Origin of the sequence: Pseudonocardia sp. HH130630-07 (genome assembly GCF_001698125.1) — a bacterium.
Lineage (GTDB): Bacteria > Actinomycetota > Actinomycetes > Mycobacteriales > Pseudonocardiaceae > Pseudonocardia.
The window spans coordinates 3,890,496-3,916,111 of the sequence record NZ_CP013854.1 but is presented as its reverse complement, the minus strand read 5'-3'; the positions used below and the strand labels follow the sequence as shown (position 1 = coordinate 3,916,111).

Below are 25,616 nucleotides of genomic sequence, written 5' to 3'. Positions count from 1 at the left end.
CCGCGGGTTCCCCTGTCGCACAGGGGGCGCGCACCGGGAGGAGCTCCGCGGCAGACTGCCGGCATGACCGACCCGCTCGATCCCGCGCCCCGCGACGCCGGCGACCCGCTCGCCGGTTTCCGGGACCGGTTCAGCCCGGCCCCGGACGTGGTCGCCTACCTCGACGGGAACTCCCTGGGCCGCCCGCCGGCCGCGACCGCGGACCGGCTGGCGGCCTTCGTCCGCGACGAGTGGGGCACCCGGCTGATCCGGGGCTGGGACGAGGGCTGGTGGCAGCTCCCGGAGGAGCTGGGCGCGCTGGTGCTCGGCGCCGCCGCGGGGCAGACCGTCGTCGCCGACTCGACGACGGTGCTGCTGCACAAGCTCGTCCGGGCCGCGGTCGCGCTGCGGCCGGGCCGCGACGGGATCGTCACCGACGCCGGGGACTTCCCCACCGACCGCGACGTCGTCGGCGGGGTCGCCGCCGAGCGCGGGCTGCGGGTGCACGCGGTCGGGACCGACCCGGCGGGCGGGATCACCCCGGACCAGGTCGCCGCGGCCGTGTCGGAGCGGACGGCGCTGGTCTGCCTGAGCCACGTCGGCTACCGCTCGGGCCGGATCGCCGACGCGGCCGCGATCACCCGGATCGCGCACGACGCGGGCGCGCTCGTCCTGTGGGACCTGTCGCACTCGGCCGGCGCGATCCCGGTCGAGCTGGACGCGTGGGGCGCCGATCTCGCGGTGGGCTGCGGCTACAAGTACCTGAACGGCGGGCCGGGGGCACCGGCGTTCGGCTACGTGCGGTCCGGCCTGCAGCCCGGGATCGAGAACCCGCTGCCCGGCTGGGTCGGCCGGGCCGAGCCGTTCGCGATGGAACGCGACTTCACCCCCGCCACCGGGATCCGGCGGCTGCTCTCGGGCACCCCGCCGGTGCTCGCGGCCGTCGGGCTGCAGGTGTCGCTGGAGATGATCGCCGAGGCCGGGATCGACGCGGTGCGGGCGAAGTCGCTCGCCCTGACCGGCTACGTGCTGGAGATCGCCGACGCCTGGCTCGCCCCGCACGGGGTCACCGTCGCCTCGCCGCGCGAGCCGTCCGTCCGGGGCGGGCACGTGATGCTCACCCGCCCCGGGTTCCGGGACCTGCTCGCCCCGCTGCACGCGGCGGGGGTCCTGCCCGACTTCCGGGACCCGGACGGGCTGCGGATCGGCCCGGCGGCGCTGTCGACGTCGTTCGCCGAGGTGCACGCCGGGCTGGGGGTGCTCCGTGACCTGCTCGACCGCACCTGACCACACACCCCGGCGCACGGGCGTCCGCCGTACCGGCGGCCCGCACCGGCTCCCCGGCCGCGCACGGGGCCCGGCCCCGTGCGGCGGCGCCCACCCCGTGCACGGACCGCGTGACCGTGCGTCCGCGCGGTGCTCGCCCGTGGCCCGACGCCACCAGGTCGGCGGTTCCGGACGGGTTCCGGCGTACTACCGTGATCTCGTGCCCGAACGCCCCGACGACGCCACGGTGACGGCGTGGGCACTGGCCGCGGGTGCCGGTGACCGGGCCGCGCTGGCCTCGTTCGTGCGGGCGACCCAGGCCGACGTCCACCGGTTCCTGGTGCACCTCGGCCGGGCCGGGGACGCCGAGGACCTCGCCCAGGAGACCTACCTGCGCGCGCTGCGGACGCTGCCGACGTTCGCCGCCCGGTCCAGCGCCCGCACCTGGCTGCTGTCGGTGGCCCGGCGGGTCGCGGTGGACTCGGTCCGGGCCGCGGTCCGGCGACCGCGCAACCTCGATCTCGGCGAGGACCCGCGCGAGGTGCTCGACCGGATCCACCCGCGCAGCGGGGCCCAGGAGGCGGTGCTGATCCGGGCGCTGGTCGACGACCTCCCCCCGGACCGGCGCGAGGCGTTCGTCCTCACCCAGCTGCTCGACCTGGGTTACGCCGAGGCCGCGCAGGTCTGCGGCTGCCCGATCGGCACCATCCGGTCCCGGGTCGCCCGCGCCCGGGAGGACCTGGTCCGGGCGCTCCGCGCCGACACCGGGGTGCCGCGCTCCGCACAGCGCTGATCCCCGCCCGGGCGTGACGGTCGTCGCACCCCGGGAACCGCACGCCCGATGACGACGACCACTGCTGACGACCGCTGCTCCGATGCCCCGCCACCGGGGTGCATCCGTCCCTCCTGAGGAGGACCCGTGATCTCGTCCGTGCCCCTCGCGTGGGCGCTCACCGCGCTCTTCGCCCTCACCGGTGGCTACGCGCTCCGCCGCTGGTCGGAGGTGGTGTCCGCGCAGGGGGAGGCGGTCCGGCGGACCGCCGAGCTCGCGCACGTCGTGATGAGCGTCGCGATGGTCGTCATGACCTGGTCCTGGGCCGGAACCGCCGGCGTCGCGGTGCAGATCGCGCTGTTCGGCGTGTTCACGGTGTTCTTCGCGGTCACCGCCGCCCGCGGGGTGCGCTGCGGGGCGGCGGGCCCGGCCACCGGCGTCGCGCACGCCCTGATGGCCGCGGCGATGGTGTGGATGCTCGCCGCGATGCCGGTCATCATGCCGATGGCCGTCGCCCCGAGCGGCGGGGGCGGTGGGCACGCCGGTCACGGCGGGGGTTCCGGTGCGGAGCACGCGGAACACGCGGCGCACGGCGGGCAGGCCGGCTGGGCGGTGGCGGCGACCGTCGTGATCGGGCTCGCGCTGCTGGTCGTGGCCGGGTTCTGGGTCGCGCGGGCGGTGCGCCGGGACGCGGTGCCCGGCAGCTCCGGGACCGGGGACGGCAGTGGTGCCCCCGACCCCGGCGGAGCACCGGCCGCCCGGGTCCTGACCGGCGCGCGGCCCGGCGGCGATCCGACCGGCGACACGCTGCGCGCAGGCGCTCCCGCCCCGGCAGCGACAGGCACCCTCGATCCCGGCCCCGCCGCCGGCGCGGGCCCGGTTCCCGGCGATCCCGGGACCGGGGACACCGCCGGTCCCGGTGGCGCGGCGGGCCCCGGCGGGGACACCGCGGCCGGCGACCGGACCGCGCCGGGGCCGTTCGGGCCGCGCTCGGACGCCCTGTGCCACGCCACGATGAGCCTCGGCATGGTCGTCATGCTCGCCGCGATGGTGGTGGGCTGGTGAGCGCCGGGCTGCAGACCCGCCCCGGCTCCCCCGCGCCACCGCCGGAGGGCCGCCCGCTGCTGTACGGGCTGCGGCCGCTCGTCGCCCGCATCCACTTCTACGCCGGGTTGTTCGTCGGACCCTTCCTGCTCGTCGCGGCCGTCACCGGGCTGCTGTACACGGCGGCGCCGCAGATCGAGCGGTGGGCGCACGCCGACGCGCTGGCCGTGCCGGTCAGCGGGCCGGAGCGTCCGGTCTCCGACCAGGTCGGTGCGGCGGTCGCGACCCAGCCGGGGCTGCCGGTCCTCGAGGTCCGCCCGGCCCGCGAACCCGGGACGACGACCCGGGTCTCGTTCGAGGCCGACGGGCTGCCCGAGGGCTACCAGCGCACCGTCTTCGTCGACCCGCACACCGCCGGGGTGGTGTCGACGCTGGACACCTTCGGCGAGTGGCTGCCGGTCCGCGGGACCATCGACAACCTGCACCGGTCGCTGCTGCTCGGCCCGCCGGGCCAGGTCTACAGCGAGCTCGCCGCGTCCTGGCTGGCCGTGCTGACGCTGTCCGGGCTCGTCGTCGCGTTCACCCGGCGGGTCCGGTCCCGCCGCGACCGGTTCCTCCCGCGCACCGGCGGCTCACCGCGGGCCCGGGTGCGCTCCTGGCACGGGGCCGTCGGGGTCTGGGCGTCGGTCGGGTTCCTGTTCCTGTCCGCGACCGGCCTGACCTGGTCGCTGTTCGCCGGGTCGAACGTCACCGAGCTGCGCCGGGCACTGGACTGGACGACACCGTCGGTCAGCAGCACGCTGCCCGGCGGCGCCCCGGCCGCGGCGGCCCCCGGCGACGGTCCGGGCCCCGATGTCGCCGCAACGGTCCAGCGGGTGCTCGACGCCGCCCGGGCCGACGGCCTCGGCGGGCCGGTGGAGGTCGTCCCGGGCGACCCGGGAGCGGCCTGGCGGGTGCAGCAGGTCGTCCGCAGCTGGCCCGAGCAGCAGGACGCGGTGGCCGTCGACCCGGGCTCCGGCACGGTGACCGACCGGCTGGCCTTCGCCGACTGGCCGACGGCCGCGAAGCTGGCCCGCTGGGGCGTCGACGCCCACATGGGGCTGCTCTTCGGGGTGGTCAACCAGCTGGCGCTGGCGGCGCTCGCCTCGGCGCTGATCGTGCTCGTCGTCTGGGGCTACCGGATGTGGTGGCTGCGCCGGCCCACCCGCAGCACGGCGGCGCCGCCCGGCGGCCGGGAACGGCCGTCCCCGGCGGCGGTCGCACTCGTCGGGGGCGTGGCCGTCGTGGCGGGGCTGGTGCTGCCGGTGCTGGGGGTGTCGCTGATCGCGTTCCTGCTGCTCGACGCGGCCCTGTCGGGCCGGCGCGGGCGCCGGGCCACCCCGGTGGGGTGACGCCCGCGGGCGGCCCGGCAGGCACCGCCGGGCCCGAGCGGGTAGACCGGGTGGCCCGCACCCGCCGTCGAGGAGGCCCCGTGTTCCGCAACGCACCAGCACCCTGGACGACCGCCGACATCCCGCCCCAGCAGGGCCGCACGGTCGTCGTCACCGGGGCGAGCGGCGGTCTCGGCCTGGCGATGGCCCGGGCACTGGTGCAGGCCGGCGCCCGCGTCGTGCTCGCGGTGCGCGACACCGACCGGGGCGACGCCGTCGCCGCCGAGCTCGGCGGGGCGGCGACCGTGCGGCGGCTCGATCTCGCCGACCTCACCTCGGTCCGGGAGTTCGCCGCGGCGACGACGGACCCGGTCGACGTCCTGGTCAACAACGCCGGGCTGATGGCGGTCCCGCACTCGCGCACCGCCGACGGCTTCGAGACCCAGTTCGGGGTGAACTTCCTCGGGCACTTCGCCCTCACCGGGCTGCTCGCCGACCGCATCACCGACCGGGTGGTGACGCTGTCCAGCGTGATGCACCGGCTCGGCCGGATCGATCTCGACGACCTGAACCAGGAGCACCGCCGCTACGACCGCTGGCGGGCCTACTGCCAGTCCAAGCTGGCCTGCCTGATGTTCGCCTACGAGCTGGAGCACCGGTTCGTCGCCGCGGGGTCGCCGCTGCGCTCCACCGCCGCGCACCCCGGGTACTCCGCGACCGGCCTGCACACCCGCACCGAGTCCGTCCGGGACGCCGTGATGGGCGTGGCGAGCACGGTGTTCGGCCAGTCCGCCGCGGCCGGTGCGCTCCCGGCGCTGTTCGCCGCGACCGTCACCGACCTGCCCGGTGGTGCCTACATCGGACCGGACGGGCCCGGCGAGACCCGCGGCAACCCCCGCCCGGTCGGCTCCAGCGCGGCCTCGCACGACCGCCGGGTGCAGCGGGCGCTGTGGGAACGCGCCGAGGAGCTGACCGCGGTCAGCGGCCCGCTGTAGCGGTGCGGGTGAAACCCTCCGGGATGATCAGGTCGTCGCGGGACAGCTCGTGCACCGACGACCTGCCGAGCCCCAGCAGCGCCTCGTCGATCCCCTGGTAGAGGATCGACAGCACGTTGGTGACACCGCGCTCGCCCTGGGCCGCCATCCCCCACAGGTAGGCCCGGCCGATCAGGCAGGCCCTGGCGCCGAGCGCGAGCGCCTTGGCGACGTCGGCACCGCGGCGGATCCCGCCGTCCTGCAGCACCTCGATCTGCTCGCCCACCGCGTCCACCACCGCCGGCAGCGCCCGGATCGAGGCGGGGGTGCCGTCGAGGTTGTTGCCGCCGTGGTTGGACACCGAGACCGCGGTGGCGCCCGCGTCGACGGCCCGCCGGGCGTCGTCCGGGTGCATGATCCCCTTGACCATGAACGGGCCGCCCCACTGTTCGCGCAGCCAGGCGATGTCGTCCCAGGTCGGCAGCTGCGAGACCCACCACTGGCCGTAGGCGCCGAAGAACGTGGGCGCCTCGCCGCCGCCGGGCGGGGCCATGTTCGGGGTCGTCAGGTCGGGCAGCGTCCCCGAGCGCAGCCACCCGGCCAGGTAGCGCGGGCGGGTGAGGACCTCGGGCGCGAACTGCAGCATCGCCCGCAGGTCCATCTTCTCCGGGATCGGCGGGCTGCCCCAGTCCCGGCGGGTGGCGAAGGTCCAGTCCAGGGTGACGATCAGCGCCTTCGCACCGGCCTCCTTCGCCCGCATCGCCCTGGCCAGGATCTCGTCGCGGGACCCGGCCCAGTAGACCTGGAAGAGGACCTTGTCGTTGACCGCGCAGACGTCCTCGACCGAGCGCGAGGCGAACGAGGACAGGCCCATCGCCGTCGACACCGTCTGCTCCGGGTCGAGCGGGTTCTGGATGTTCGAGCTCGCCGCCGCGCGGGCCACCGCGACCTCGCCCTCGGGGTCGACGGCCTGCACCCCGGTCGGCGAGATCACGACCGGGAAGTCGATCTCCTGGCCGAGCACGGTGGTCTTCTGCTCGCGGTGCCGCGGCAGGTCGGCGATGTGCGGGCGGAAGCCCAGCTCGTCGAACGCGGCGACGTTGTCGGCCAGCGTGATGCCCTGCTCGGCCCCCGCGACCAGCGCGTAGTACACCGATCTCGGCAGCCGCCGGCGCGCGCGGCGCTGCGCCTCCGCGACGGTCTCGAACCAGTCCCTGGTGCTCGCCATGCCTGCCCCTTCGCAGCGCGTCGTGCTCCGACGCACGAACGATAGCGTTTCGGCACCGAGTGCCACAATCACGTCGGTGCCCGCCCCCTCCGGTCGGCGAGGGGCGTCGCCGGGCCCGCTGACCCTCCGCCACCGGACCCACCGGAACGGCCCACACCGGATCGTGGCGGCGCGCAGGGAGGACCGGCCGTCGGTGACGCTGCGCAGCCTCGCTACGGTGTGCTCGCAGTCACCGGTCAGCGGGCGAGGTGCCCGCGGCGAGGAGGAACCGTGTACAGCCACTCGCGGGGTGGGCACGTTTCCGGTGCGACGCCGGTCGTCCCCGGTTCGACGGGTTACGGCGCGCCGCCCGGGTACGGGGCGAGCAACCACCGGCCGATCGGCCTGCCCGGGCCGGGCCGCCGCCCCGAACCGCCGCAGCCGCCCCAGCCGCCGCCCGCTCCGGGCGGGACCGCGCTGACCGTCCTCGCGGTGGACGACGAGGAGCCCGCCCTCCTCGAGCTCGCCCACCTGCTCGGGGACGACCCGCGGGTCGAGACCGTGCTCACCGCGCCGAACGCGACCGAGGCGCTGCGCATCCTGCACGGCTCGCAGGCCGACGCCTCGACCCCGTCGGTCGACGTCGTGTTCCTCGACATCCGGATGCCCGGTCTCGACGGCCTGGAGCTGGCCAGGGTGCTCAACGCGATGGCCGACCCGCCGCCGGTGGTGTTCGTGACCGCGCACGACGACCGGGCCGTCGACGCCTACGAGGTCGGGGCCGTCGACTACCTGCTCAAGCCGCTGCGCGGTGACCGGCTCTCGGGCTCGCTGGACCGGACCATCGCGTTGCGCGCCGCCCGCCGGGCCGAGACCGGCGGCGCGCCGCCCGCTCCGCCCCAGGGGCCCCCGCAGGCCGGCAACGGCCCGGCGCCCGCCCCGGGCGCGCGCCGGGGCGGCCCGCCCGCCGGATCCGACGACGAGGTGGTCCCGGTCGAGCTGGCCGGCACCACCAAGCTGGTCCCCCGGTCCTCGATCCGGTACGTCGAGGCCCAGGGCGACTACGCCCGGCTGCACACCGGCGACGGCAGCCATCTCGTGCGGATCCCGGTCTCGGTGCTGGAGGACCGGTGGAGCGACGCCGGGTTCGTCCGCATCCACCGGGCCTACCTGGTGGCGCTCCCGCTGATCACCGAACTGCGGATGTCCGGTTCCGGGTACGTCGTGCGCCTCGGCAACGGGCCGGGCGCCGTCGAGCTGCCGGTCAGCCGCCGGCACACCGCCGGCCTGAAGCGGATCCTGCGCGGGCGCCCGCCGCGGTCGGCCCGTGGTCCGGACGACGGCCCGGACGGCCCGGTCCTCCCCCGGTAGCACCGCGGGCGGGGCACGTCACCCACCGCGAACTCCGGGCTGCCGATCATGGTCCGGTCACCTATCCTGGTGAGCGGTGACTCTCCCGCGTGCGTCGACGTCGTCCCTGCTGGTCCCTCCGTCCGCCCGTCGGCGGCCCCGTCCCGGGCGCCCCGCCGCGGTGCTCGGTGTCGTGCTGACGGTGTGCGCGCTGCTCGCCGGCTGTTCCGGCGAGCCACCCGCGGACGCCGCGCCGCCACCACCGGCACCACCGCCGCCCCCGGCGACGTCGGCCGCACCCGCGGTGCCCGAGCTCCCCGGCGGCGGCACCGAGGTGTTCCCGGGCCGCCGGATGGTCGCGTTGTACGGGCATCCGGGCACCCCGTCGATGGGCGTGCTCGGCGAGCAGGACATCGGCCGGTCGATCGCCCGGGCGAAGGACCTCGCCGCGGACTACCAGCCACTCGTCGACGAGCCGGTGGTCCCCACGTTCGAGATCATCACCACCGTCGCGGACAGCGCGGCGGGTGCGGACGGTGACCACTCCGCGGAGATGAGCGTCGACGACCTGCGCCCGTGGGTGGACGAGGCGGAGAAGGCCGGCGTGTACGTCGTCCTGGACCTGCAGCCCGGGCAGGCGGACTTCCGCAGCCAGGCCGAGCGCTACACCGAGCTGCTGCGCCGGCCGCACGTCGGCCTCGCGCTCGACCCGGAGTGGCGGCTCGAGCCCGGGCAGCGCCACGGCGAGCAGGTCGGTTCGGTGGACGCGGCCGAGGTGAACGAGACGAGCGCGTGGCTCGCCGGGATCGTCCGGGAGGAGAACCTGCCGCAGAAGGTGTTCCTGCTGCACCAGTTCCGGGTCCCGATGATCACCGAGCGGGAGACCGTGGTGACCTCGCACCCCGAGCTCGCCACCGTGCTGCACGCGGACGGCTTCGGGACCCCGCAGGAGAAGACCGAGACGTGGAACGCGTTGCACGCCGCACCGCGCCCGGACGGCCTGTGGTGGGGCTGGAAGAACTTCATCGACGAGGACCGGCCGACCTTCACCCCGCGCCAGACCTACGACGTCCGCCCCGAGTCCCCGGTGTTCGTCTCCTACCAGTGACGCCGCGGCCGTCCACCCGGCCGGGTGGGCGGCCACCCCGGGCACGGCCACGGCAAGTACTGTTGGGTTTCCCGAGCGCCGGAGCGGTGTGGCGCCCGCACGCGCCGTGCCCGCTCCGACGAGCGACACGGGGCACCCGGCGGTGCCGGTCCGTGAGCCGATCTGTGGAGGGGGTGCCCGGTGGACGACCGACCGCACGACGGCCCCCCACCGGGTCGTGAACCCCGGCGCGGCGCCCGTCGGCGCGACGACCGGCCGCAGCTGCGTGACGACCCTCCGGCCCGCCCCGGCGAAGCCCGCCGTGCCGCCGACGACCGGCAGCCCCGTGCCGGCCGGTCCCGCGGCGCCGACGAGGGCCGGGCACCGTCGCCGCCGTCCGGGCGGGCGCCGGGCGACCGCCGCCGGGCGGCGCACCCCCCGCCCGGGTCCGGGCCCGAGCGGCGACCGGTTCCACCGCCGTCCGGGCCCGGTGGTCCGGCCCCCGCCGGCCGGCCGGGCAGTGCCCCCGGGCCCGACGGCCCGGGTCCCGAGTCCGCGGACGAGCCCTGGCTGCGCCGGCGTGAACGCGACGCCGCGGCGGAGGCCGAGCGGGCCGCGGCCTGGTCGGCGTCGCGCGGGGCGCACGCCCCGCTCGGTGCCGGCCGCGGCGGGCACACCGACAGCCGCCCCACCGACATCCGCTCGCTCGGTGCCGCCCGGGGCATCGGGGAGACGGTGCGCACGACGGGCCGTCCGGACACCGCGGCCGAACGCCGCAGGCACCGCGCCGCCGAGCCCGGCGCACCACCCGAGGAACGCGGCCGCGCCGCCCGGCTGAGCGGCGAGCTGCCGGTCGTCCCGCGCCGCTCGGCCGGCACCGCCGCACCGGCGACCGGTGGTCCGGGCGCACCGCCGGACCGGCGGGGTGGCCCGGGCCGTGCGCCCGCCCCCGCCGACGGGCTGGCCGCCCGCCCGGGCCGGTCCGCGCTCCCGGACGTACCGTCCGGCCGCCCCGGGCCCGGCGCCCCCGCCGACCGCCCGGCCCGCCCGGGCGCACCCGCGGACGTGCCGAGCCGCCCCGGGCCCGCCGACGGCCCCGCCCGGCCCAATTCCGGCACACCCGCCGACGGCCCGGCCCGGCCCGGTTCCGGCGCGCCGTCGTCCGGGCGGCCCGGCCGTCCGTCCGGCGGCCGTCCGGCGCGGTCCGGTGCCGACGACCCGGCCCGGCCCGGTGCCGCCGGCCCGCCGGATCCGCGGTCCCCGTGGACGGCGGCACCGGTCGCCCCGGGCGACACCCCGCCGCCCCGGCCCGCCGGCGCACCGCAGGACCAGCCCCCGGGACCCGGCGGACGGTCCCGGTCCGGCCGTCCCGACGCGGCGCCCGGGCGCCCGGACCGGCCCGGCCGCGGTGACGGCCGTCCCGACGCCGCGCGGCGCGGCCCCGGGCCGGCCGGTCCGGCCCGCCCCGGTGGCCGCCCGCCCGCCCGGCCGCCCCGTGACACCCCGGTGGCGGCCGCCGCGGCCGCGGCGACGACGGTGTCCCCGGCCGGCGACGGCCCCGCCGCGGACGGGCGGAAGAAGCCGGGGCCCCCCCAGTCCGCCCGCAGGCGGGTGACCGACACCGCACGCGCCACCCTCGGCGCGGCGCTCGGTCTCACCGCGGCCTCCACCGTGCTCCCCGGCAGCGGGCACCTGGCCCTGCGCCGGCGGCGCACCGGCGGGCTGATCCTCGGCACCCTGGTCGCGATCGTCGTCGCGGTCGCGGTGCTGGCCCTGGTCGTACGCCGGTCGACGCTGCTGCAGAACCTCCTGTCCACGACCACGCTGACGGTGCTCGCCGGCGCGCTGGTCGTGGGCGGCATCGGCTGGATCGCGCAGGTCGCCCGCACCTACGCACTCGCCAGGCCACGCGGCCTGCCGCTGGGCCAGAAGATCGTCGGCACCGGGACGGCGGCATTGCTGTGCCTGGCGGTCGCCGTGCCGTTCGGGTACGGCGTCGAGCTGCTCAACTCCCAGCGCGGCCTGCTGAACTCGCTGTTCCAGGGCGGCGGCGGGACCTCGGCGGCGGACGCGCTCGGCAAGCCGCGGCTGAACGTGCTGCTGCTGGGCAGCGACGCCGGCGAGGACCGCTCCGGCACCCGGACCGACACCATGATGCTCGCCAGTATCGACACCCGGTCCGGGCGGACCACCCTGTTCAGCCTGCCGCGCAACATCCAGCGCGCGGAGTTCCCGCCCGGTACCCCGGCCGCCGAGGAGTTCCCGGACGGCTTCCACGACTCGTCCCAGCCGCTGTCCGGGGACTACCTGCTCAACGGCGTCTTCGCCTACGGCGAGCAGCATCCGGACATCGCCCCGTCCACCCCGACGCAGGAACCGGGCCTGAACCTGCTGCAGTCCACGATCTCGTACATGACCGGCCTGCCGATCGACTACTACCTCGAGGTCAACATGGCCGGGTTCTCGTCGATGATCGACGCGGTCGGCGGGGTCACGGTCAACGTCGGCGCCGACCCGATCCCGGTCGGCGGTGTCACCGCGTTCGGCAGGCACACGACCCCGGACCGCTACATCCAGCCCGGGGTCCAGACCCTGAACGGCGAGGACGCGCTGTGGTTCGCCCGGTCCCGCCGGGACGGCACCGACTACCAGCGGATGGGCCGGCAGCGCTGCCTGATCCAGGCCGTCGTCTCCGAGACCAGCGCGACCGAGCTGGTCGGGCGGTTCCAGAGCATCGCCGCGGTGGCCAGGGAGAACGTCGCGACGGACATGCCGCAGCAGGTGCTGCCTGCGCTCGCCGTGCTCGCCGACGAGGGCTTCCGGCTGGAGAGCGTCGCGTTCGACCCGTCGCTGCCGGACCCGAACTCCGACACCGGCTTCTTCGTCACCGCCGACCCGGACGCCGAGTACATGCGCGAGGTCGTCCAGGACGCCATCGCCGACCCGCCGCCCGCGCCGGACCCCGCGCTCGCGGCCCCGGCGCCCCCGACCTCGCAGGCCCCGCCGTCGTCGGAGACCCCGGAGTCGGCCACCCCGTCGGCGACCGCGGCCCCGGAGCCCGCCTCGGCGGCACCGCAGTCGGTCGCCGAGTCCTGCGCCGAGACCGGCGCCGCGGACGTCCCGTCGCCGGAGGAGCAGGGCGCCGCGGAGGGTGCGGCCGGGACCGGCGGGACGACGAACAACGGCCTCGGCCCGGCCGAGGGCCTGCGCCCCGACGAGTACTGACACCCGCCGGTGCCGGAGCACCGGGATCCGGGCGCCTGCCGGCGCCCCGCGCCGGGCACCACCGCCAGGTCGCCGCACCGGCACCCCGGCGCAGGGGCCGGTCTCCCCAGCCGCACCGGCACCCCGGCGCAGGGGCCGGTCTCCCCACCGGATGCCGGCCGCGCGCAGGGCCCGCCCTGGCGCGGCTCCGTCGTGACGGTGCGGGGCCCGGCCCGGCATTCCGCACGATCCGGACGGAGGCGAGCGCCACCTCCCCTTCCGTACGGGCGTCCCGTTTTGGTTAGGTGAGCGAAACCTGATCACCGGAAAGGCTGAACTCCGTGCCTCGTCGGACGCTGCCCCTGCTCGCCGCCCTCGCCGCGGCGCTCGCCCTCGTCGCCGGATGCGGCACGGCCGCCGGTCCCGCCCCCGGTGACGCCGGTGCGGCCCCCGCCGCGGACGGTGCCTTCCCGGTGACGATCCCGACCGCGTTCGGCGACGTCACCGTCCCGGAACAGCCGCAGCGGGTCGTCGCGCTGGGCTGGAGCGACGCCGAGACCGCGCTCGCGCTCGGCGTCGAGCCGGTCGGCGCGGCGGACTGGCTGGCGGTCGGCGGCGACGGGCTGGGCCCGTGGGTGCCGCAGACCTACCGCACCCCGCCGACGATCCTCGGCACCCTGGAGGTCGATCTGGAGGCGGTCGCCGCGCTGGAGCCCGATCTCGTCCTCGACACCCGGGCCAGCGGTGACCGGGACCGCTACGACCGGCTCGCCCAGCTCGGGGTGCCGGTCGTGGGCATCCCGGCCGGCGGGGAGAACTACCTGACCGACTGGCGCGACCAGCTCCGCTCGGTCGGGGCGGCGCTCGGCCGCGGCGCCGAGGCGGCCCGGCTGCAGTCCGAGCTGGAGCAGCGCTTCGCCGGTGCCCGGGAGGCCAACCCGCAGCTGCAGGGTGCGACCGTCGTCTCGGGGGCCCGCAACACGCTCGGCGAGTACGCGGCCTACGCCGACGGCTCCGGCCGGATGGAGTTCCTGACCGAGCTGGGGATGACCCTGAGCCCCACGGTCGCCGCGCTGCCCGCCGAAGGCTTCTCGACGCCGATCTCGCGGGAGCGGATGAACCTGTTCGACGCCGACGTCACCGTCATGCAGCCGATCGGCAAGGACGCGACCGAGATCGAGAACGACCCGCTGTGGAAGGCGGTCCCGTCGGTGGCCGACGGCCGCGGGGTGCTGCTGTCGGACCGGGACGTCTCGCAGGCGTTCTCCGCGGCATCGGTGCAGGGCTGGACGTTCGCGCTGGAGCGGACCGTCCCGCGGCTCGCGGACGCGGCGGCGAAGGCCCCGTGACGAGCGCGCCCGCACCGGTGACGGCCCCGGACGCGCCGCCCGCGGCCGCCCGCCGGTCGCGGGTGCGGCGGACCGCGCTCGTACTGGTGGCGCTGCTCGCCGGTGCGGTCGCGGCGAGCCTGTTCGTCGGCGCCGGGATGCTCGCGCCGGCCACGGTGCTCGACGCCCTGTCCGGCACCGGCCCGGTGACCCCGGAGAGCCTCGTGGTCACCGACGTGCGGCTGCCCCGCACGGTGGTCGCGCTGCTCGCCGGCGCCGCGCTCGGGGTCGCCGGGGTGCTCGCCCAGGGCATGACCCGCAACCCGGTCGCCGAGCCGGGGCTGCTCGGGCTGAACACCGGCGCGGCGCTGGCCGTCGTGCTCGGCATCGGGATCTTCGGGGTCTCGACGCTGACCGGCTACGTCTGGTTCGGGTTCCTCGGTGCGGCGCTGGCCGCGCTGGTCGTCGGCGGGGTCGCCGGGATCGGGCGCAGCGGGACCGTGTCCCCCGCGGCGCTGGCACTGGCCGGGGCCGCGGTCACCGCGGGGCTCGGCTCGGTCATCACGGTGTTCCTGCTGACCAGCCCGGACCTGTTCGACGACTACCGGTTCTGGCAGGTCGGCTCGGTCGCCGGCCGGGACCTGTCGATCGCCGCCCAGGCCGCCCCGTTCGTCGCGGCCGGGCTGGTGCTGGCGCTGTCCTGCGGTCCCCGGCTGAACGCGCTGGCGCTGGGCGACGACGTCGCGCGCGCCTTCGGCCGCCGCCCCGGCGTCGACCGGCTGGTCTGCGGGACCGCGCTGGTGCTGCTCGCCGGCGCGGCGACGGCGGCGGCCGGCCCGATCGCGTTCCTCGGGCTCGCCGTCCCGCACGTGCTGCGCGCCCTGACCGGGCCCGACCACCGCACGCTGCTCCCGCTGGCCGTGCTGGCCGGGCCGGTGCTGCTGGTGCTGGCCGACGTCGTCGGCCGGATCGTCCTGCCGCCCGCCGAGGTGCAGGCCGGGGTGGTCACGGCCGTGCTCGGCGCCCCGTTGTTCGTAGCGCTGGTGCGCCGGCGGAGGTTCGTCCGGTGAGCGTGCAGCAGGGCGCCCCGGCGCATCCCGGCGGCGACAGCACCGCCGACACCGCCGGCACCGCCGGCTCCGACGGCAGCGCCGTGCTCGGCGTGCTGCGGGCCCGGCACCGCAGGCGGCTGCTGTTCTCCGGGGCGGGGATCGGCGTCGCGGCGCTGGCCGCGTTCGTCCTCACCCTCTCGGTCGGGGCGCAGGCGGTCCCGCCGACGGACGTCCTCGCCGCGCTCACCGGGTTCGGCTCGCCGCGCACCGAGCTGGTCGTGCTGCGGCTGCGGCTGCCGCGCGCCCTCACCGCCGCGCTCGTCGGTGCCGCGCTCGGGCTGGCCGGCGCGCTGTTCCAGCGGATGCTGCGCAACCGGCTCGCGAGCCCGGACATCATCGGCATCAGTGCGGGAGCCAGCGCCGCCGCCGTCGCCGGGACGGTGCTGCTGGGCCTGTCCGCGACCGGGGTGTCGGTCGCGGCGGTGCTCGGCGCGGTGGCGACGACGGCCGCGATCCTGCTCCTGACCCGGCGCGACGGGCTGCACGGCGTGCGGTTCGTGCTGGTCGGTCTCGGGATCGGGACCGGGCTGATCGCGCTGGTGTCGTTCCTGATGATCCGCGCGTCGCTGACCAGCGCGCAGGAGAACCTGGTCTGGCTGACCGGCAGCGTCAACCAGGCCGACTGGTCGCGCACAGTGCCGCTGACGATCGCCTGCGCGGTGCTCGTCCCGCTGGCACTGGTACTGGCCAGGGCGCTGCCCCGGCTGGAGCTGGGCGACGACGCGGCCACCGCGCTCGGCCTGCCGGTCACCCGGACCCGGCTAGCGCTGATCGCCGTCGGCGTCCTGCTGGTGGCGACGGCCGTCGCCGCCGCGGGCCCGGTGTCGTTCGTGGCCCTGGTGTGCGGGCCGCTCGCGACCCGCGCCGCCGGGCCCGGCCCGGGCTCGCTCCCGCACGCCGCCGGGATCGGTGCGCTGCTGGTGCTGCTCTCCGACCTCGTCGCCCGCTACCTGGTCGCCGACGTCGCGCTCCCGGTCGGCGTCATCACCGGGGCGGTCGGCGCGCCCTACCTGCTCTGGCTGCTGGCCAGGGCCCGGACGAGGGGAACGACATGAACCTGGGCGCCGAGGACCTCGTCCTGCGCTACGACGACCGGGTGGTCGTCGACGGCCTGACCGTGCGGCTCCCGCCCGGCCGGATCACCGCGATCGTCGGGCCGAACGCCTGCGGCAAGTCCACCCTGCTGCGCGGTCTCGGCCGGATCATCGCCCCGGCCGGTGGGCACGTCGAGCTCGACGGCACCGACCTGCGCGAGTTCGGCGGGCGGGAGCTGGCGAAGCGGCTCGGGCTGCTGCCGCAGTCCCCGGTCGCGCCGGACGGGATCACCGTGGCCGATCTCGTCGAGCGCGGCCGGTCGCCGCACCAGGGCTGGTTCGGCGGCAGCGACGGCGCCGACGACGCGGCCGTCGCCGCCGCGATGCGGGCGACCGGGGTGCTGGACCTCGCCGACCGCCCGGTGGACGAGCTGTCCGGCGGGCAGCGTCAGCGGGTGTGGATCGCCATGGTGCTCGCCCAGGACACCGGGGTGCTGCTGCTCGACGAGCCGACGACGTTCCTGGACACGACGCACGCCGTCGAGGTGCTGGACCTGCTCGTCGACCGCAACCGGGCGGACCGGACGACGGTCGCGGTCGTCCTGCACGACCTCAACCTGGCCTGCCGCTACGCCGACCACCTCATCGCGATGCGCGACGGCGCGATCGTCGCGCAGGGCCCGCCGTCGGAGACGATGACCGAGGACCTGGTGTCGCGGGTGTTCCGGCTCGCCTCGCGGGTGGTCCCCGACCCGGTCTCGGGCACCCCGATGGTCGTCCCCGCCGGACGGCACCACCCGGTACCGCCGCGCAGTGGGTCCCCGGCCGGGGAACCGCCCGTGGAGCTGCCCGGGGAGCTGCCCGGGGAGCTGCACAGCGAGGACGACCTGCGCGAGGTCGTGGCCGAGCCGCACCCGCTGGTCGCCGGCAAGTCCACCGACCGGATCGACGAGACCGCCGCCCGGTTCGTCGCCGCGGCCCCGCTGGTGTTCCTCGGGACCACCGGCGCCGACGGGTCGGTGACCGTGACCCCGCGCGGGGACGTCCCCGGCGCCGTCCGGGTGCTCGACGGCGGCCGCCGGCTCGCCGTCGCGGAGCGGCCCGGGAACCGGCGTGTCGACAGCATGCGCAACCTGCTGCAGCGCGACGGCATCGGTCTCACCTTCTGCGTGCCGCGCTCGACGCACGTCCTGCGGGTGCACGGCCGGGCCCGGATCACCCGGGACCCGGAGGTGCTGGCCCTGTGGGCCGGTGACCCGGCGGACGACGACCCGATGGCGCACCGGCCGCCGCCGCTGGCGATCCTCGTCGACGTCGAGGACTGCTACGTGCACTGCGGACGGGCGCTGAAGGCGTCCGGGGTGTGGGCGCCGGAGACCTGGACCGCGGGCGACGACGTGCCCGGCCTCAAGGAGCTCGCCGACGCCGCCCGCGCGGACCGGGCCGGGGCGGCCCCGCTCAGCGCGGCGGCTCCCCCATCCCCGGGAGGTGGGAGTTGACGGCGCGCGCCGCCGCGGCCAGGTCCGGTACCTCGATCACCTCGCGCCCGGCGGCCCGCAGCGTCCCGGCCCCGTCGCCGTCGACGAACAGCGCCGGTTCCCGCCAGGCGAACACGATCCGGGGAATGCCGGCGTCGAGGATGTGCCGGGTGCAGGTCACCGGCCGCGACGCCCGGGCGCTGCAGGGCTCCAGCGAGGTGTAGATCGTCGCCCCGGCCAGCCGGGGGTCGCCGCGGTCGATCCCGGCGAGCGCCGCCTCCTCGGCGTGGTCGCTCGGGTCGTCGCGGCGGGAGTACCCCTCGGCCAGCACGGTGTCCCCCGCGACGACCAGCGCGCCGACCGAGAACGCCGTCGCCGACGGCGGGCAGCACGCCGCCAGCGCGATCGCCCGGCGCAGGTGCACGCGGTCGGCCGCGGTCGGTTCAGGCATCCGGTCCTGCCGGGAGGTAGCGCAGCAGCACGCAGTCACCGACCGGCCGGGCCTCGGCGAGCGTCATCCGGTGCCCCGGGCCCTGCGGGAACGCGGCCGGGCCGGCGAACCGGGTGGCGCCGGCCGTGCCGAGCAGGAACGGCGCGTAGACCAGGTGCAGCTCGTCGACCACACCGGCGGCGAGGAACCGGGTGTGCACGGCGCCGCCGCCCTCCACCATCAGCCGCCCGATCCCGCGGGCGGCCAGGTCGGCGAGCACGCCGTGCAGGTCCACCGGGTCCCCGGCCCCGACGACGGTGGCCACGGTCCCGAGCGAGTCCCGTACCCGCCCGGCCGCGGACCCGGTCGTGTAGACGATCTTCTCGACGTCGCCGGTGGTGAAGAACCGCGACGCCGGGTCGAGCCGCCCGTCGCTGGAGAGCACGACCTTGCGCGGCGTCGGGGGCAGTCCCCGTGCGGTCCGCTCCCGTCGCCGGTCGGCGGACCGCACGAGCAGCCGGGGATCGTCGGAGCGGACCGTGTTCGCCCCGACCAGGATCGCGTCGACCCCGGCCCGCACCCCGTCCACCCGGTCGAGGTCGTCCGCGCCGGAGAGCACCAGCCGCTGCGGGCCGGTGTCGTCGATGTAGCCGTCCAGCGACGCGGCGACCGACGCCAGGACGTGCGGACGGTCGCTCATGCGGTCGCGAACGCCCCCAGCACCCGGTCCGGGCGGACGCCGGCGAAGTGCGAGCGCCAGATCTCGTAGTAGAGGAACTCCTCCTCGCTGCGCAGCGCCCACGAGTGCTCCGGGTGCTCGGGCACCGAGCGGGTCCCGCCGGTCTCCCGGGCCTCGGCCGCCTTGCGCCCGGCCAGCTCGGCCAGCACGGTGCCGGCCCCGGAGCCGTCGCCGAACTGCTCCTTGCCGCGCCACAGCAGGTCCTCGGGCAGCCAGCCCTCGAACGCCTCGCGCAGGATCGCCTTCTCCGGGCGGTCACCGGTGCGCTGCTTCCACTCCGGCGGCAGCGCGAGTGCGGTGCGCACCAGGCCCGAGTCCAGGAACGGCTCGCGGGCCTCCAGCCCGAAGTACATCGTGGTGCGGTCGCAGCGCTGCAGGTTCAGGTGGTGCAGCTGCTCGAGGGACCGGACCAGCTCGGCCTGCAGCGTGTCCGGGTCGGCGTAGTCCTCGGTGTGGGTGTAGGAGTACCCGGCGAACAGCTCGTCGGCGCCCTCGCCGGTGAGCACGACCTTGACCTTCTTCGCCGCCTCGCGGGCGAGGATGAGGTTCGGCACCGCGCTGCGCACCAGCGCCGGGTCGTAGTGCTCGATGACCTCGACGGCGTGGTCGAGCGCCTCCCCGATGTCCTCGGGCGTCACCAGGATCTCGTGGTGGTCGGACCCGATGTGCGCGGCGACCTTGCGGGCCGCGATCAGGTCGCCGGACTCGGCGGTGCCGACCGCGAACGTCGGCAGCTGCTCGCCGCGGGCCCTGGCCTCCTGCGCCGCGATCGCGGCGACGAGTGCCGAGTCCAGCCCGCCGGAGAGGAAGACCCCGACGCCGACGTCGGACATCATCCGGCGGCGCACCGCGGAGATGACGGCCTCGCGCACCCGGGACAGGTCGGCCTCGTCCCAGCCGGGGCGGATCGCCCGCCGCGCCGGCCGGACCTCGACCGGCACCGACTCGGCGAAGCGCACCAGTCCCGACGACGGGCTCCACAGGCACCCGGGCGGGAACGACTCGACGTGCGGCCGGTCCTCCGGGTCGAAGGCCCGCAGCTCGCTGGCGAACAGGACGGTCGCGCCCGGGTCCGGTGCGGTGTAGGGGACGTCGGTGCCCCCGACGTCGGCCGGCGGCACCCAGTAGAGCGGCTTCACCCCGAACGGGTCCCGCGCCACCAGCCCGGACCCGTCCTCGCGGCCCATCGCGACGGCGAACATGCCGTTCAGCGAGGCCACCGCGACCTGCCCGTCCCACATGACGGCGTGCAGCGCGGCCTCGGTGTCGGACCCGGTGCGGACGGTGCCGTCCGGGAACGCCTTGCTGATCCGCTCGTGGTTGTAGATCTCGCCGTTGCCGACGATCCAGGCCGTCTCGTCCGCGTCGGACATGGGCTGGTGCCCGCCGCTCACGTCCATGATCGACAGGCGCTGGTGGCCCAGCCAGGTGTTCCCCACGACCTGCACGCCGGTGTCGTCCGGCCCGCGGTGTGCCACCCTGGCGAGCATCCGCTCGTACTTGTCGGTGTCCTTCGGTGTTCCCACCGCTGTCCCGCCGAAAGCGGCGACGATCCCGCACATGGTTCCCATGTTTACACGTCCGTGTGGAGGCGCACCCCGCTTGCGTCCGGACAGCCTGTGAGTTCGGACTCTGAAAGGCGTTTCCCGGGGCATCAGGTTTGCCCCTGCGTCACGCGGTCAATACCGTCGTCGGTACCGGCCGGAACGGCCGTCGTCGACCGTCCACTCACCCGTAGGCGTACCTGTAGGCGTCGAGGACATCCCGGCCGATGCAGCGACGCGGCGACCCCGCGCCAGACCGACCGATGAGGGGCGGACTCAGGTGAGCACGGCAGGGCACGACGAGCGGACACAGCGGCACAAGGTCGTGATCGTCGGTGGCGGCTTCGGCGGCGTCCAGGCCGCCAAGGCGCTGAAGGGCGCCGACGTCGACGTCACGATCGTCGACCGCACCAACCACCACCTCTTCCAGCCGCTGCTCTACCAGGTCGCGACCGGCATCCTGTCCCCCGGCCTGATCGCCCCGGCGCTGCGCCGGGTGCTGAAGAGCCAGCGCAACGTGCGCACGCTGCTCGCCGAGGTCGGCGAGATCGACCTCGACGCCAAGACCGTGCACGCCGCCGCACCGGACGGCCAGCACATCGAGCTGCCCTACGACACCCTGGTCGTCGCCGCCGGCGCCACGCACGCCTACTTCGGGCACCCGGAGTGGGCCGAGCACGCGCCCGGCATGAAGTCGATCGAGGACGCGCGGCTGCTCCGCTCCCGGATCCTGGGCGCCTACGAGCTCGCCGAGGTCGCCCCGACGCCCGAGGAGGAGCAGGCCTGGACGACGTTCGTCGTCGTCGGGGCCGGTCCGACCGGTGTCGAGCTGGCCGGGCAGCTCTCCGAGCTGGCCCAGCACGTGCTGCCGCGGGAGTACCGGGCGATCGACACCCGCAAGGCGCGGATCATCCTGCTCGACGCCGCGCCCGCCGTGCTGCCGCCGTTCGCGAAGAAGCTGCAGAACTACACACGCAGGACCCTGGAGCGCAAGGGTGTCGAGGTCCGCCTCAACACCATGGCGACCGACATCGACGCCGACTCCATCACGGTCAAGGGCCCGAACGGCACCGACCGGATCGTCGCCCGCACCAAGGTGTGGGCGGCCGGTGTGCAGGCGTCGCCGCTGGCCGAGATGCTGGCGAAGGCCTCCGGCGGCGAGATCGACCGGGCCGGGCGGCTCTCGGTGGACCCGGACTGCAGCCTGCCGGGCCGCTCCGACGTCTTCGCCGTCGGCGACATGGTCTCCACCATCGACCGGCTCCCCGGCGTCGCGCAGGTCGCGATCCAGCAGGGCACCTACGTCGGCAAGCTGATCAAGGCCAGGGCGAAGGGCGACGACACGACGCCCGCCCCGTTCCGGTACTTCGACAAGGGCTCGATGGCGACCATCGGTGCCCGCGAGGCCGTCGCGGACGTCCGCGGGGTCAAGTTCACCGGCTGGCTCGGCTACCTGATGTGGTGCTACGTCCACGTCATGTTCCTGATCGGCTGGGGCAACCGGTTCGGCACCCTCTACAACTGGGTCCGGTCGCTGCGCTACGCCCGCTTCCGCGGCCACCGCCTGATCAGCGTCACCGCCTCCTACGACAAGACCGTGCGGGGCGGCGGGACCGCCGACCCGGACTTCGACACGGCGGCGGCCGAGCACCGCGACGAGATCGACCCGCGGACCGCGCCCGGTACCCCGCAACCACCCGAGGAACGGCCCGCGGCGTCGGCCTGATCCCGGCGCACCCGGTCTGACCTGCACCGATTCCGCCGAGCCGCTGGTGCGGCGGGTGGTCGTCCGGCTGCGACGAACAGTCCGGCCGGACCCGGTGCGCGGGTCCGACACGCCCCGGAGAGGGGGGTTCCCGCAGGTCGCACGGGTGGCTCTGCCAGTCTGTACCGCGATCCGCGACAGTCATCACCCCCGGCACGGGGTGCTGGGACCCGAGAGGAGGCGTCAGAGATGGCTCTGCCCACCCTGACTCCGGAACAGCGCGCCGAGGCGCTCAAGAAGGCCGCCGCAGCGCGGACGGCCCGCAAGGAGCTCCGCGACAAGATCGCGAACGGCGAGGAGACGATCCCCGCGGTCCTCGGGCGCGCCAAGACCGACCAGATCGTCGGCAAGACCAAGGTCGCCGACCTGCTCAAGAGCGTCCCCGGCTGGGGCCCGGCCCGGGTCACCAAGGTCATGGAGAAGGCCGGCATCGACGCGTCGCGCCGTGCCGCAGGCCTCGGGGACCGTCAGCGCCAGGCCCTGATCGACGAGGTCGGCTGACCCACCAGGTACCACCCGACGGCCCGGTCCGCCCCGCGCGGACCGGGCCGTCGCGCGTCCGGGACCGGTTGCGGGGCCCCCGGGCGTCGTTTGGCAGATTCACCGGTGTGGAACACGAGGTCGAGGTCGAACCGGGCGTCGTCGTGTGGGTCGAGGACCTCCCGGCGCACGGACCGACCCCCGCGCTGCCCGTCCTGCTGGTGATGGGGGCGAACTGGTCCGGGCTGGTCTGGCCGGACCCGCTCGTCGAGGCGCTGCGGGCCCGGCACCGGGTCGTGCGCTACGACCACCGCGACACCGGGCGGTCCACGCACGCCTTCGAGGACCGGCCCTACGGCCTCACCGATCTCGCGACCGACGCGCTCACCGTGCTGGACGCGTGCGGCGTCACGCGGGCGCACGTCGTCGGGATGTCGATGGGCGGGCTGCTCGTCCAGCTGCTGTGCCTGGACGCGCCGCACCGGCTGGCGAGCGCGACGCTGCTCTGCACCGCCGCGCTGGACGCCCACCGGGTGGACCTGCCCGGGCCGTCCCGCGGGGTGCTGCGGATGTGGCAGGAGCTACAGGACCCGCGGGACGAGCCGAGCGAGCTCGCCTGGCGGGTGGAGCACTGGCGGCGTCTCGCCGGGGACGGCGTGCCGTTCGACCCCGACGAGTTCGCGGACCTCGAACGGCGCGTCATGGCCCACTCCGGCCGGGTGGAGACCCCGTTCGCGCACTCCCAGGCCGGGGTCGACGGCCTCGACCGGGCGGACGAGCTGGGCGCGGTCACCGTCCCGACACTCGTCGTCGAGGCACCGGCGGACCCGGTGCACCCGCCGCCGCACGCGGCCTACCTGACCATGCGGATCGCCGGCGGGCGGGACGCGCCACCGGTCCGCATCGTGACCGTCGACGGGATGGGGCACGCGCTGCCCGCCGCCGTGCTGGAGCCGCTGGCGGCGGAGCTGCTGGAGCACGCCGCCGAGGCCGAGGACGCGCTCGCGGCCGGGGACCCCGCGCCCGCGCCGGATCCGCAGGTCCCGCCCGGCCCGGAGCCGGGGCCGGGGTCTCAGCCGACCCAGCGGTAGCGGCGCTCCGGGCGGCCGGTGCCGCCGTAGCGCAACCGCACGGTGACCGTGCCGGTCGCGACGAAGTGCTCCAGGTAGCGCCGCGCGCTCACCCGGGACAGCGCCGTGGCCTGTGCGCACTCGGTGGCCGACAGGTCGGCGTCCGCACCGGCGGTGTGGTCGCGCAGCGTGCGCGCGACCAGGTCGGCGGTCGGCGTCGTCAGGCCCTTGGGCATGCGCTCGGGGCCGCCGGCCGGCCCGGCCGGCACGCCGCCGGAGCCGCCGAACAGCCGGTCGATGTCGGTCTGGCCGCGGACCCGCTCCAGGTCCCGGCGCAGCCGCTGCGCGCGGTGCACCTGGGCGGCCAGTGCCGTCGAGTCGAACGGCTTGACGAGGTAGTGCAGGGCGCCCCCGTGCAGCGCCGCGGCGACCGTGTCGGCGTCGTCCGCCGCGGTGACGACGAGGACGGACGGATCGTCGGCGGCGCCGGTCCGCAACCCGCGCAGCACCTCGACCCCGGACATGTCGGGCAGGTAGACGTCGAGCAGGACCAGGTCCGGGCGCAGCGCGGCCGCCAGCTCGAGGGCGTGCGCCCCGTCGTGCGCGACACCGACGACGGTGCACCCCTCGATCCGCTCCACGTAGCCGGAATGGACCTTGGCGACCATGAAGTCGTCGTCGACCACCAGTACCTTCATGTCCGTACTCCCGATACTCCCGATGTCCGCACTCCCGCCGGCGGCAGCGTCGCCTCGAAGACGGCGCCGGATCCGCTGCCGGGCCGCACCGCGATCGTCCCACCCCGGCGCAGGCAGGCCTGACGGGCCAGTGCCAGGCCGAGGCCGCGGCCGCCGAGGGTCGCCGCCTTCGTGCTGAACCCGGCGCGGAACACCTCCTGCGCCAGCTCCGAGGCGATCCCCGGCCCGGAGTCGCTGACCTCCACCCACACCTCGTCGCCCCCGCCGCCGGCGAGTGCGATCTCGATCCGGCGCGGACCGGTCCGGCCCGCGGGGACGTCGATCGCGTCGATCGCGTTGTCGACGAGGTTGCCCAGCACCGTCACCAGGTCACCGGACAGGTCCGGGTCCTCGGCCGGGTCGGTGGGATCGAGCCGGGAGTCCGGGTGCAGCGCCAGCTCGACACCGCGCTCGGCGGCCTGGCTGTTCTTGGCCACGAGCAGCGCCGCGGTGGCCGCGTCCCCGACGCAGGACGTCACCTGGCGGCGCCAGTCCTCGGAGGCGGCGACGACACCGGAGACGAACCGGCGCACCTCGTCGTGCTCGCCCAGCTCGGTCAGCCCGGCGATGGTGTGCAGCCGGTTGGAGAACTCGTGGGCCTGGGCCCGCAGCGTGTCGGTGACGGTGTGCGAGGTGTCCAGCCGGTGCTGCAGCGTGGCCAGCTCGGTCCGGTCCCGCAGCGTGACGACGGCACCGACGTCGCGCCCGTCGAGCCGGACCGGGCGGCGGTTCAGCACCAGTGCCCTGGTGTCGCGCAGGACCAGCTGGTCCTCGCCCTCCGCGGCGCCGGTGAGCACCTCGCGGAGCCGGTCGTCGAGGTCCAGGGCGGACACCGGGTCGCCGGCCCGGGCGTCGGGCAGCTCCAGCAGCTCGCGCGCGACCGGGTTCAGCAGGGTGATCCGGTCGGCGGTGTCGAGCCCGACGACGCCCTCCTTGATCCCGAGCAGCATCGCCTCCCGGCGCTGCACCAGCTCGACGATCTCGTCGGGCTCCAGGCCCAGCGTCTGCCGGCGCACCCGCCGGGCCAGCAGCAGCGACCCGCCGACACCGACACCGAGCCCGAGGCCGAGCAGCGCGATCGACTCGGTGCGGGCCGCGGCGAGCGACTCCCACAGCGTCGGCGCCCGGATCCCGGCCGAGACCAGCCCGATCACCGCGCCCCGGTCCCCGATCACCGGCACCTGGGCCACGACGGCGCGCCCGTCCGGGTTGCCCACCCAGGCGCGGCCGCCCGGGGCGGTGCTGGCGCCCGGTTCGAAACGCTGGCGGAGCCGGGACGGGTCCGGCGAGGTCCGGACGAGCAGTCCGGCGTCCACGATCTCGATCTCGTCGGCGCCGGAGAGGTTCTCCGCGGACCGCGCGAACGACGGCAGGAGGTCGTACTGCCCGCGCTGCAGCGCCTCGCGGACCGTCGGGACCGACGCGACGTCCTCGGCGACCGACAGCATCCGCCGGCCCTCGGTCTCCCGGAAGGACTCGGCCGACTGCACCGCGGCGAGCGCCGCGACGGCGCCGAGCAGCACGACGACCACCACCAGCTGCCACACCAGGAACTGGTGCGCCAGCGGCCCGCCGGACCCGCGTCGCTGCACGGGACCAGCCTAGATCCCGCGACCGGCGGGTGACCTGGGCGACACCTCACCGGC

The 25,616-nt window shown here is 76.3% G+C and carries 21 protein-coding genes; 15 read left to right on the top strand and 6 right to left on the bottom strand.

Going from position 1 to position 25,616, the window contains the following annotated elements:
- Nucleotides 1–63: 63 nt before the first annotated feature.
- The 5 genes from AFB00_RS18575 to AFB00_RS18555 all read left to right on the top strand — a co-directional run bounded on the left by AFB00_RS18575 (nucleotide 64) and on the right by AFB00_RS18555 (nucleotide 5,426).
- Complete coding sequence (locus AFB00_RS18575) at nucleotides 64–1,266, top strand: kynureninase (protein WP_068798296.1); 1,203 nt, start codon at nucleotides 64–66, stop codon at nucleotides 1,264–1,266.
- Between the two features lie 199 nt (nucleotides 1,267–1,465).
- Complete coding sequence (locus tag AFB00_RS18570; RefSeq protein ID WP_068800433.1) at nucleotides 1,466–2,038, top strand: sigma-70 family RNA polymerase sigma factor; 573 nt, start codon at nucleotides 1,466–1,468, stop codon at nucleotides 2,036–2,038.
- Between the two features lie 126 nt (nucleotides 2,039–2,164).
- Nucleotides 2,165–3,082, top strand: coding sequence for a DUF5134 domain-containing protein (locus AFB00_RS18565; protein WP_068798295.1), 918 nt, complete (start codon nucleotides 2,165–2,167; stop codon nucleotides 3,080–3,082).
- The gene (locus AFB00_RS18560) at nucleotides 3,079–4,452 is read left to right on the top strand and encodes a PepSY-associated TM helix domain-containing protein (RefSeq protein ID WP_068798294.1); all 1,374 of its coding nucleotides are present in this window, start codon (nucleotides 3,079–3,081) and stop codon (nucleotides 4,450–4,452) included. The genes AFB00_RS18565 and AFB00_RS18560 overlap by 4 nt, the downstream gene beginning before the upstream one ends.
- Before the next feature lie 80 nt (nucleotides 4,453–4,532).
- Nucleotides 4,533–5,426: an oxidoreductase gene (locus AFB00_RS18555; protein ID WP_068798293.1), complete on the top strand. Its 894-nt coding sequence runs from the start codon at nucleotides 4,533–4,535 to the stop codon at nucleotides 5,424–5,426.
- Here the strand turns inward: AFB00_RS18555 and mftD are convergent.
- Nucleotides 5,410–6,633, bottom strand: a complete 1,224-nt coding sequence (mftD, locus tag AFB00_RS18550; RefSeq protein WP_068798292.1) for a pre-mycofactocin synthase MftD — start codon at nucleotides 6,631–6,633, stop codon at nucleotides 5,410–5,412. The genes AFB00_RS18555 and mftD overlap by 17 nt on opposite strands.
- Before the next feature lie 456 nt (nucleotides 6,634–7,089).
- Between mftD and AFB00_RS18545 the strand changes: the two genes are divergently transcribed.
- From AFB00_RS18545 to AFB00_RS35830, 7 genes are all read left to right on the top strand, one after another.
- Nucleotides 7,090–7,983, top strand: coding sequence for a LytR/AlgR family response regulator transcription factor (locus AFB00_RS18545; protein ID WP_068800432.1), 894 nt, complete (start codon nucleotides 7,090–7,092; stop codon nucleotides 7,981–7,983).
- A 76-nt stretch (nucleotides 7,984–8,059) separates the two neighbouring features.
- Nucleotides 8,060–9,070, top strand: coding sequence for a hypothetical protein (locus AFB00_RS18540; protein ID WP_197519579.1), 1,011 nt, complete (start codon nucleotides 8,060–8,062; stop codon nucleotides 9,068–9,070).
- A 180-nt stretch (nucleotides 9,071–9,250) separates the two neighbouring features.
- Complete coding sequence (locus AFB00_RS18535) at nucleotides 9,251–12,274, top strand: LCP family protein (protein ID WP_068798290.1); 3,024 nt, start codon at nucleotides 9,251–9,253, stop codon at nucleotides 12,272–12,274.
- A 320-nt stretch (nucleotides 12,275–12,594) separates the two neighbouring features.
- Nucleotides 12,595–13,602, top strand: a complete 1,008-nt coding sequence (locus tag AFB00_RS18530; RefSeq protein WP_231973975.1) for an iron-siderophore ABC transporter substrate-binding protein — start codon at nucleotides 12,595–12,597, stop codon at nucleotides 13,600–13,602.
- On the top strand, nucleotides 13,599–14,651 hold the full coding sequence (locus AFB00_RS18525) for a FecCD family ABC transporter permease (protein ID WP_156819626.1): 1,053 nt from the start codon (nucleotides 13,599–13,601) through the stop codon (nucleotides 14,649–14,651). Before AFB00_RS18530 ends, AFB00_RS18525 begins: the two co-directional genes overlap by 4 nt.
- On the top strand, nucleotides 14,648–15,748 hold the full coding sequence (locus tag AFB00_RS18520) for a FecCD family ABC transporter permease (RefSeq protein WP_231973974.1): 1,101 nt from the start codon (nucleotides 14,648–14,650) through the stop codon (nucleotides 15,746–15,748). The genes AFB00_RS18525 and AFB00_RS18520 overlap by 4 nt, the downstream gene beginning before the upstream one ends.
- On the top strand, nucleotides 15,745–17,226 hold the full coding sequence (locus AFB00_RS35830; protein ID WP_068798288.1) for an ATP-binding cassette domain-containing protein: 1,482 nt from the start codon (nucleotides 15,745–15,747) through the stop codon (nucleotides 17,224–17,226). Before AFB00_RS18520 ends, AFB00_RS35830 begins: the two co-directional genes overlap by 4 nt.
- Here the strand turns inward: AFB00_RS35830 and AFB00_RS34965 are convergent.
- The 3 genes from AFB00_RS34965 to asnB are packed head-to-tail and all read right to left on the bottom strand — an operon-like array spanning nucleotide 17,186 to nucleotide 19,900.
- Nucleotides 17,186–17,656, bottom strand: a complete 471-nt coding sequence (locus AFB00_RS34965) for a deaminase (RefSeq protein WP_068798287.1) — start codon at nucleotides 17,654–17,656, stop codon at nucleotides 17,186–17,188. The two genes, AFB00_RS35830 and AFB00_RS34965, sit on opposite strands and share 41 nt — an antisense overlap.
- A complete protein-coding gene (locus tag AFB00_RS34960) occupies nucleotides 17,649–18,335 on the bottom strand; it encodes a RibD family protein (protein WP_068798286.1) in 687 nt (228 codons plus the stop codon). The genes AFB00_RS34965 and AFB00_RS34960 overlap by 8 nt, the downstream gene beginning before the upstream one ends.
- Nucleotides 18,332–19,900, bottom strand: coding sequence for an asparagine synthase (glutamine-hydrolyzing) (gene asnB / locus AFB00_RS18500; protein WP_335726535.1), 1,569 nt, complete (start codon nucleotides 19,898–19,900; stop codon nucleotides 18,332–18,334). Before asnB ends, AFB00_RS34960 begins: the two co-directional genes overlap by 4 nt.
- Nucleotides 19,901–20,198: 298 nt before the next feature.
- On the opposite strand from asnB, the gene AFB00_RS18495 reads away from it, so the two are divergent.
- The 3 genes from AFB00_RS18495 to AFB00_RS18485 all read left to right on the top strand — a co-directional run bounded on the left by AFB00_RS18495 (nucleotide 20,199) and on the right by AFB00_RS18485 (nucleotide 23,254).
- Complete coding sequence (locus AFB00_RS18495; protein WP_068798285.1) at nucleotides 20,199–21,644, top strand: NAD(P)/FAD-dependent oxidoreductase; 1,446 nt, start codon at nucleotides 20,199–20,201, stop codon at nucleotides 21,642–21,644.
- 228 nt (nucleotides 21,645–21,872) lie between these two features.
- Complete coding sequence (gene mihF / locus AFB00_RS18490; protein ID WP_068798284.1) at nucleotides 21,873–22,184, top strand: integration host factor, actinobacterial type; 312 nt, start codon at nucleotides 21,873–21,875, stop codon at nucleotides 22,182–22,184.
- A 107-nt stretch (nucleotides 22,185–22,291) separates the two neighbouring features.
- Complete coding sequence (locus AFB00_RS18485) at nucleotides 22,292–23,254, top strand: alpha/beta fold hydrolase (protein ID WP_068798283.1); 963 nt, start codon at nucleotides 22,292–22,294, stop codon at nucleotides 23,252–23,254.
- Here AFB00_RS18485 and AFB00_RS18480 read toward each other — a convergent pair.
- Nucleotides 23,236–23,931, bottom strand: a complete 696-nt coding sequence (locus AFB00_RS18480) for a response regulator (RefSeq protein WP_068798282.1) — start codon at nucleotides 23,929–23,931, stop codon at nucleotides 23,236–23,238. The two genes, AFB00_RS18485 and AFB00_RS18480, sit on opposite strands and share 19 nt — an antisense overlap.
- Complete coding sequence (locus AFB00_RS18475; RefSeq protein ID WP_068798281.1) at nucleotides 23,928–25,562, bottom strand: sensor histidine kinase; 1,635 nt, start codon at nucleotides 25,560–25,562, stop codon at nucleotides 23,928–23,930. Before AFB00_RS18475 ends, AFB00_RS18480 begins: the two co-directional genes overlap by 4 nt.
- Between the last annotated feature and the right edge of the window lie 54 nt (nucleotides 25,563–25,616).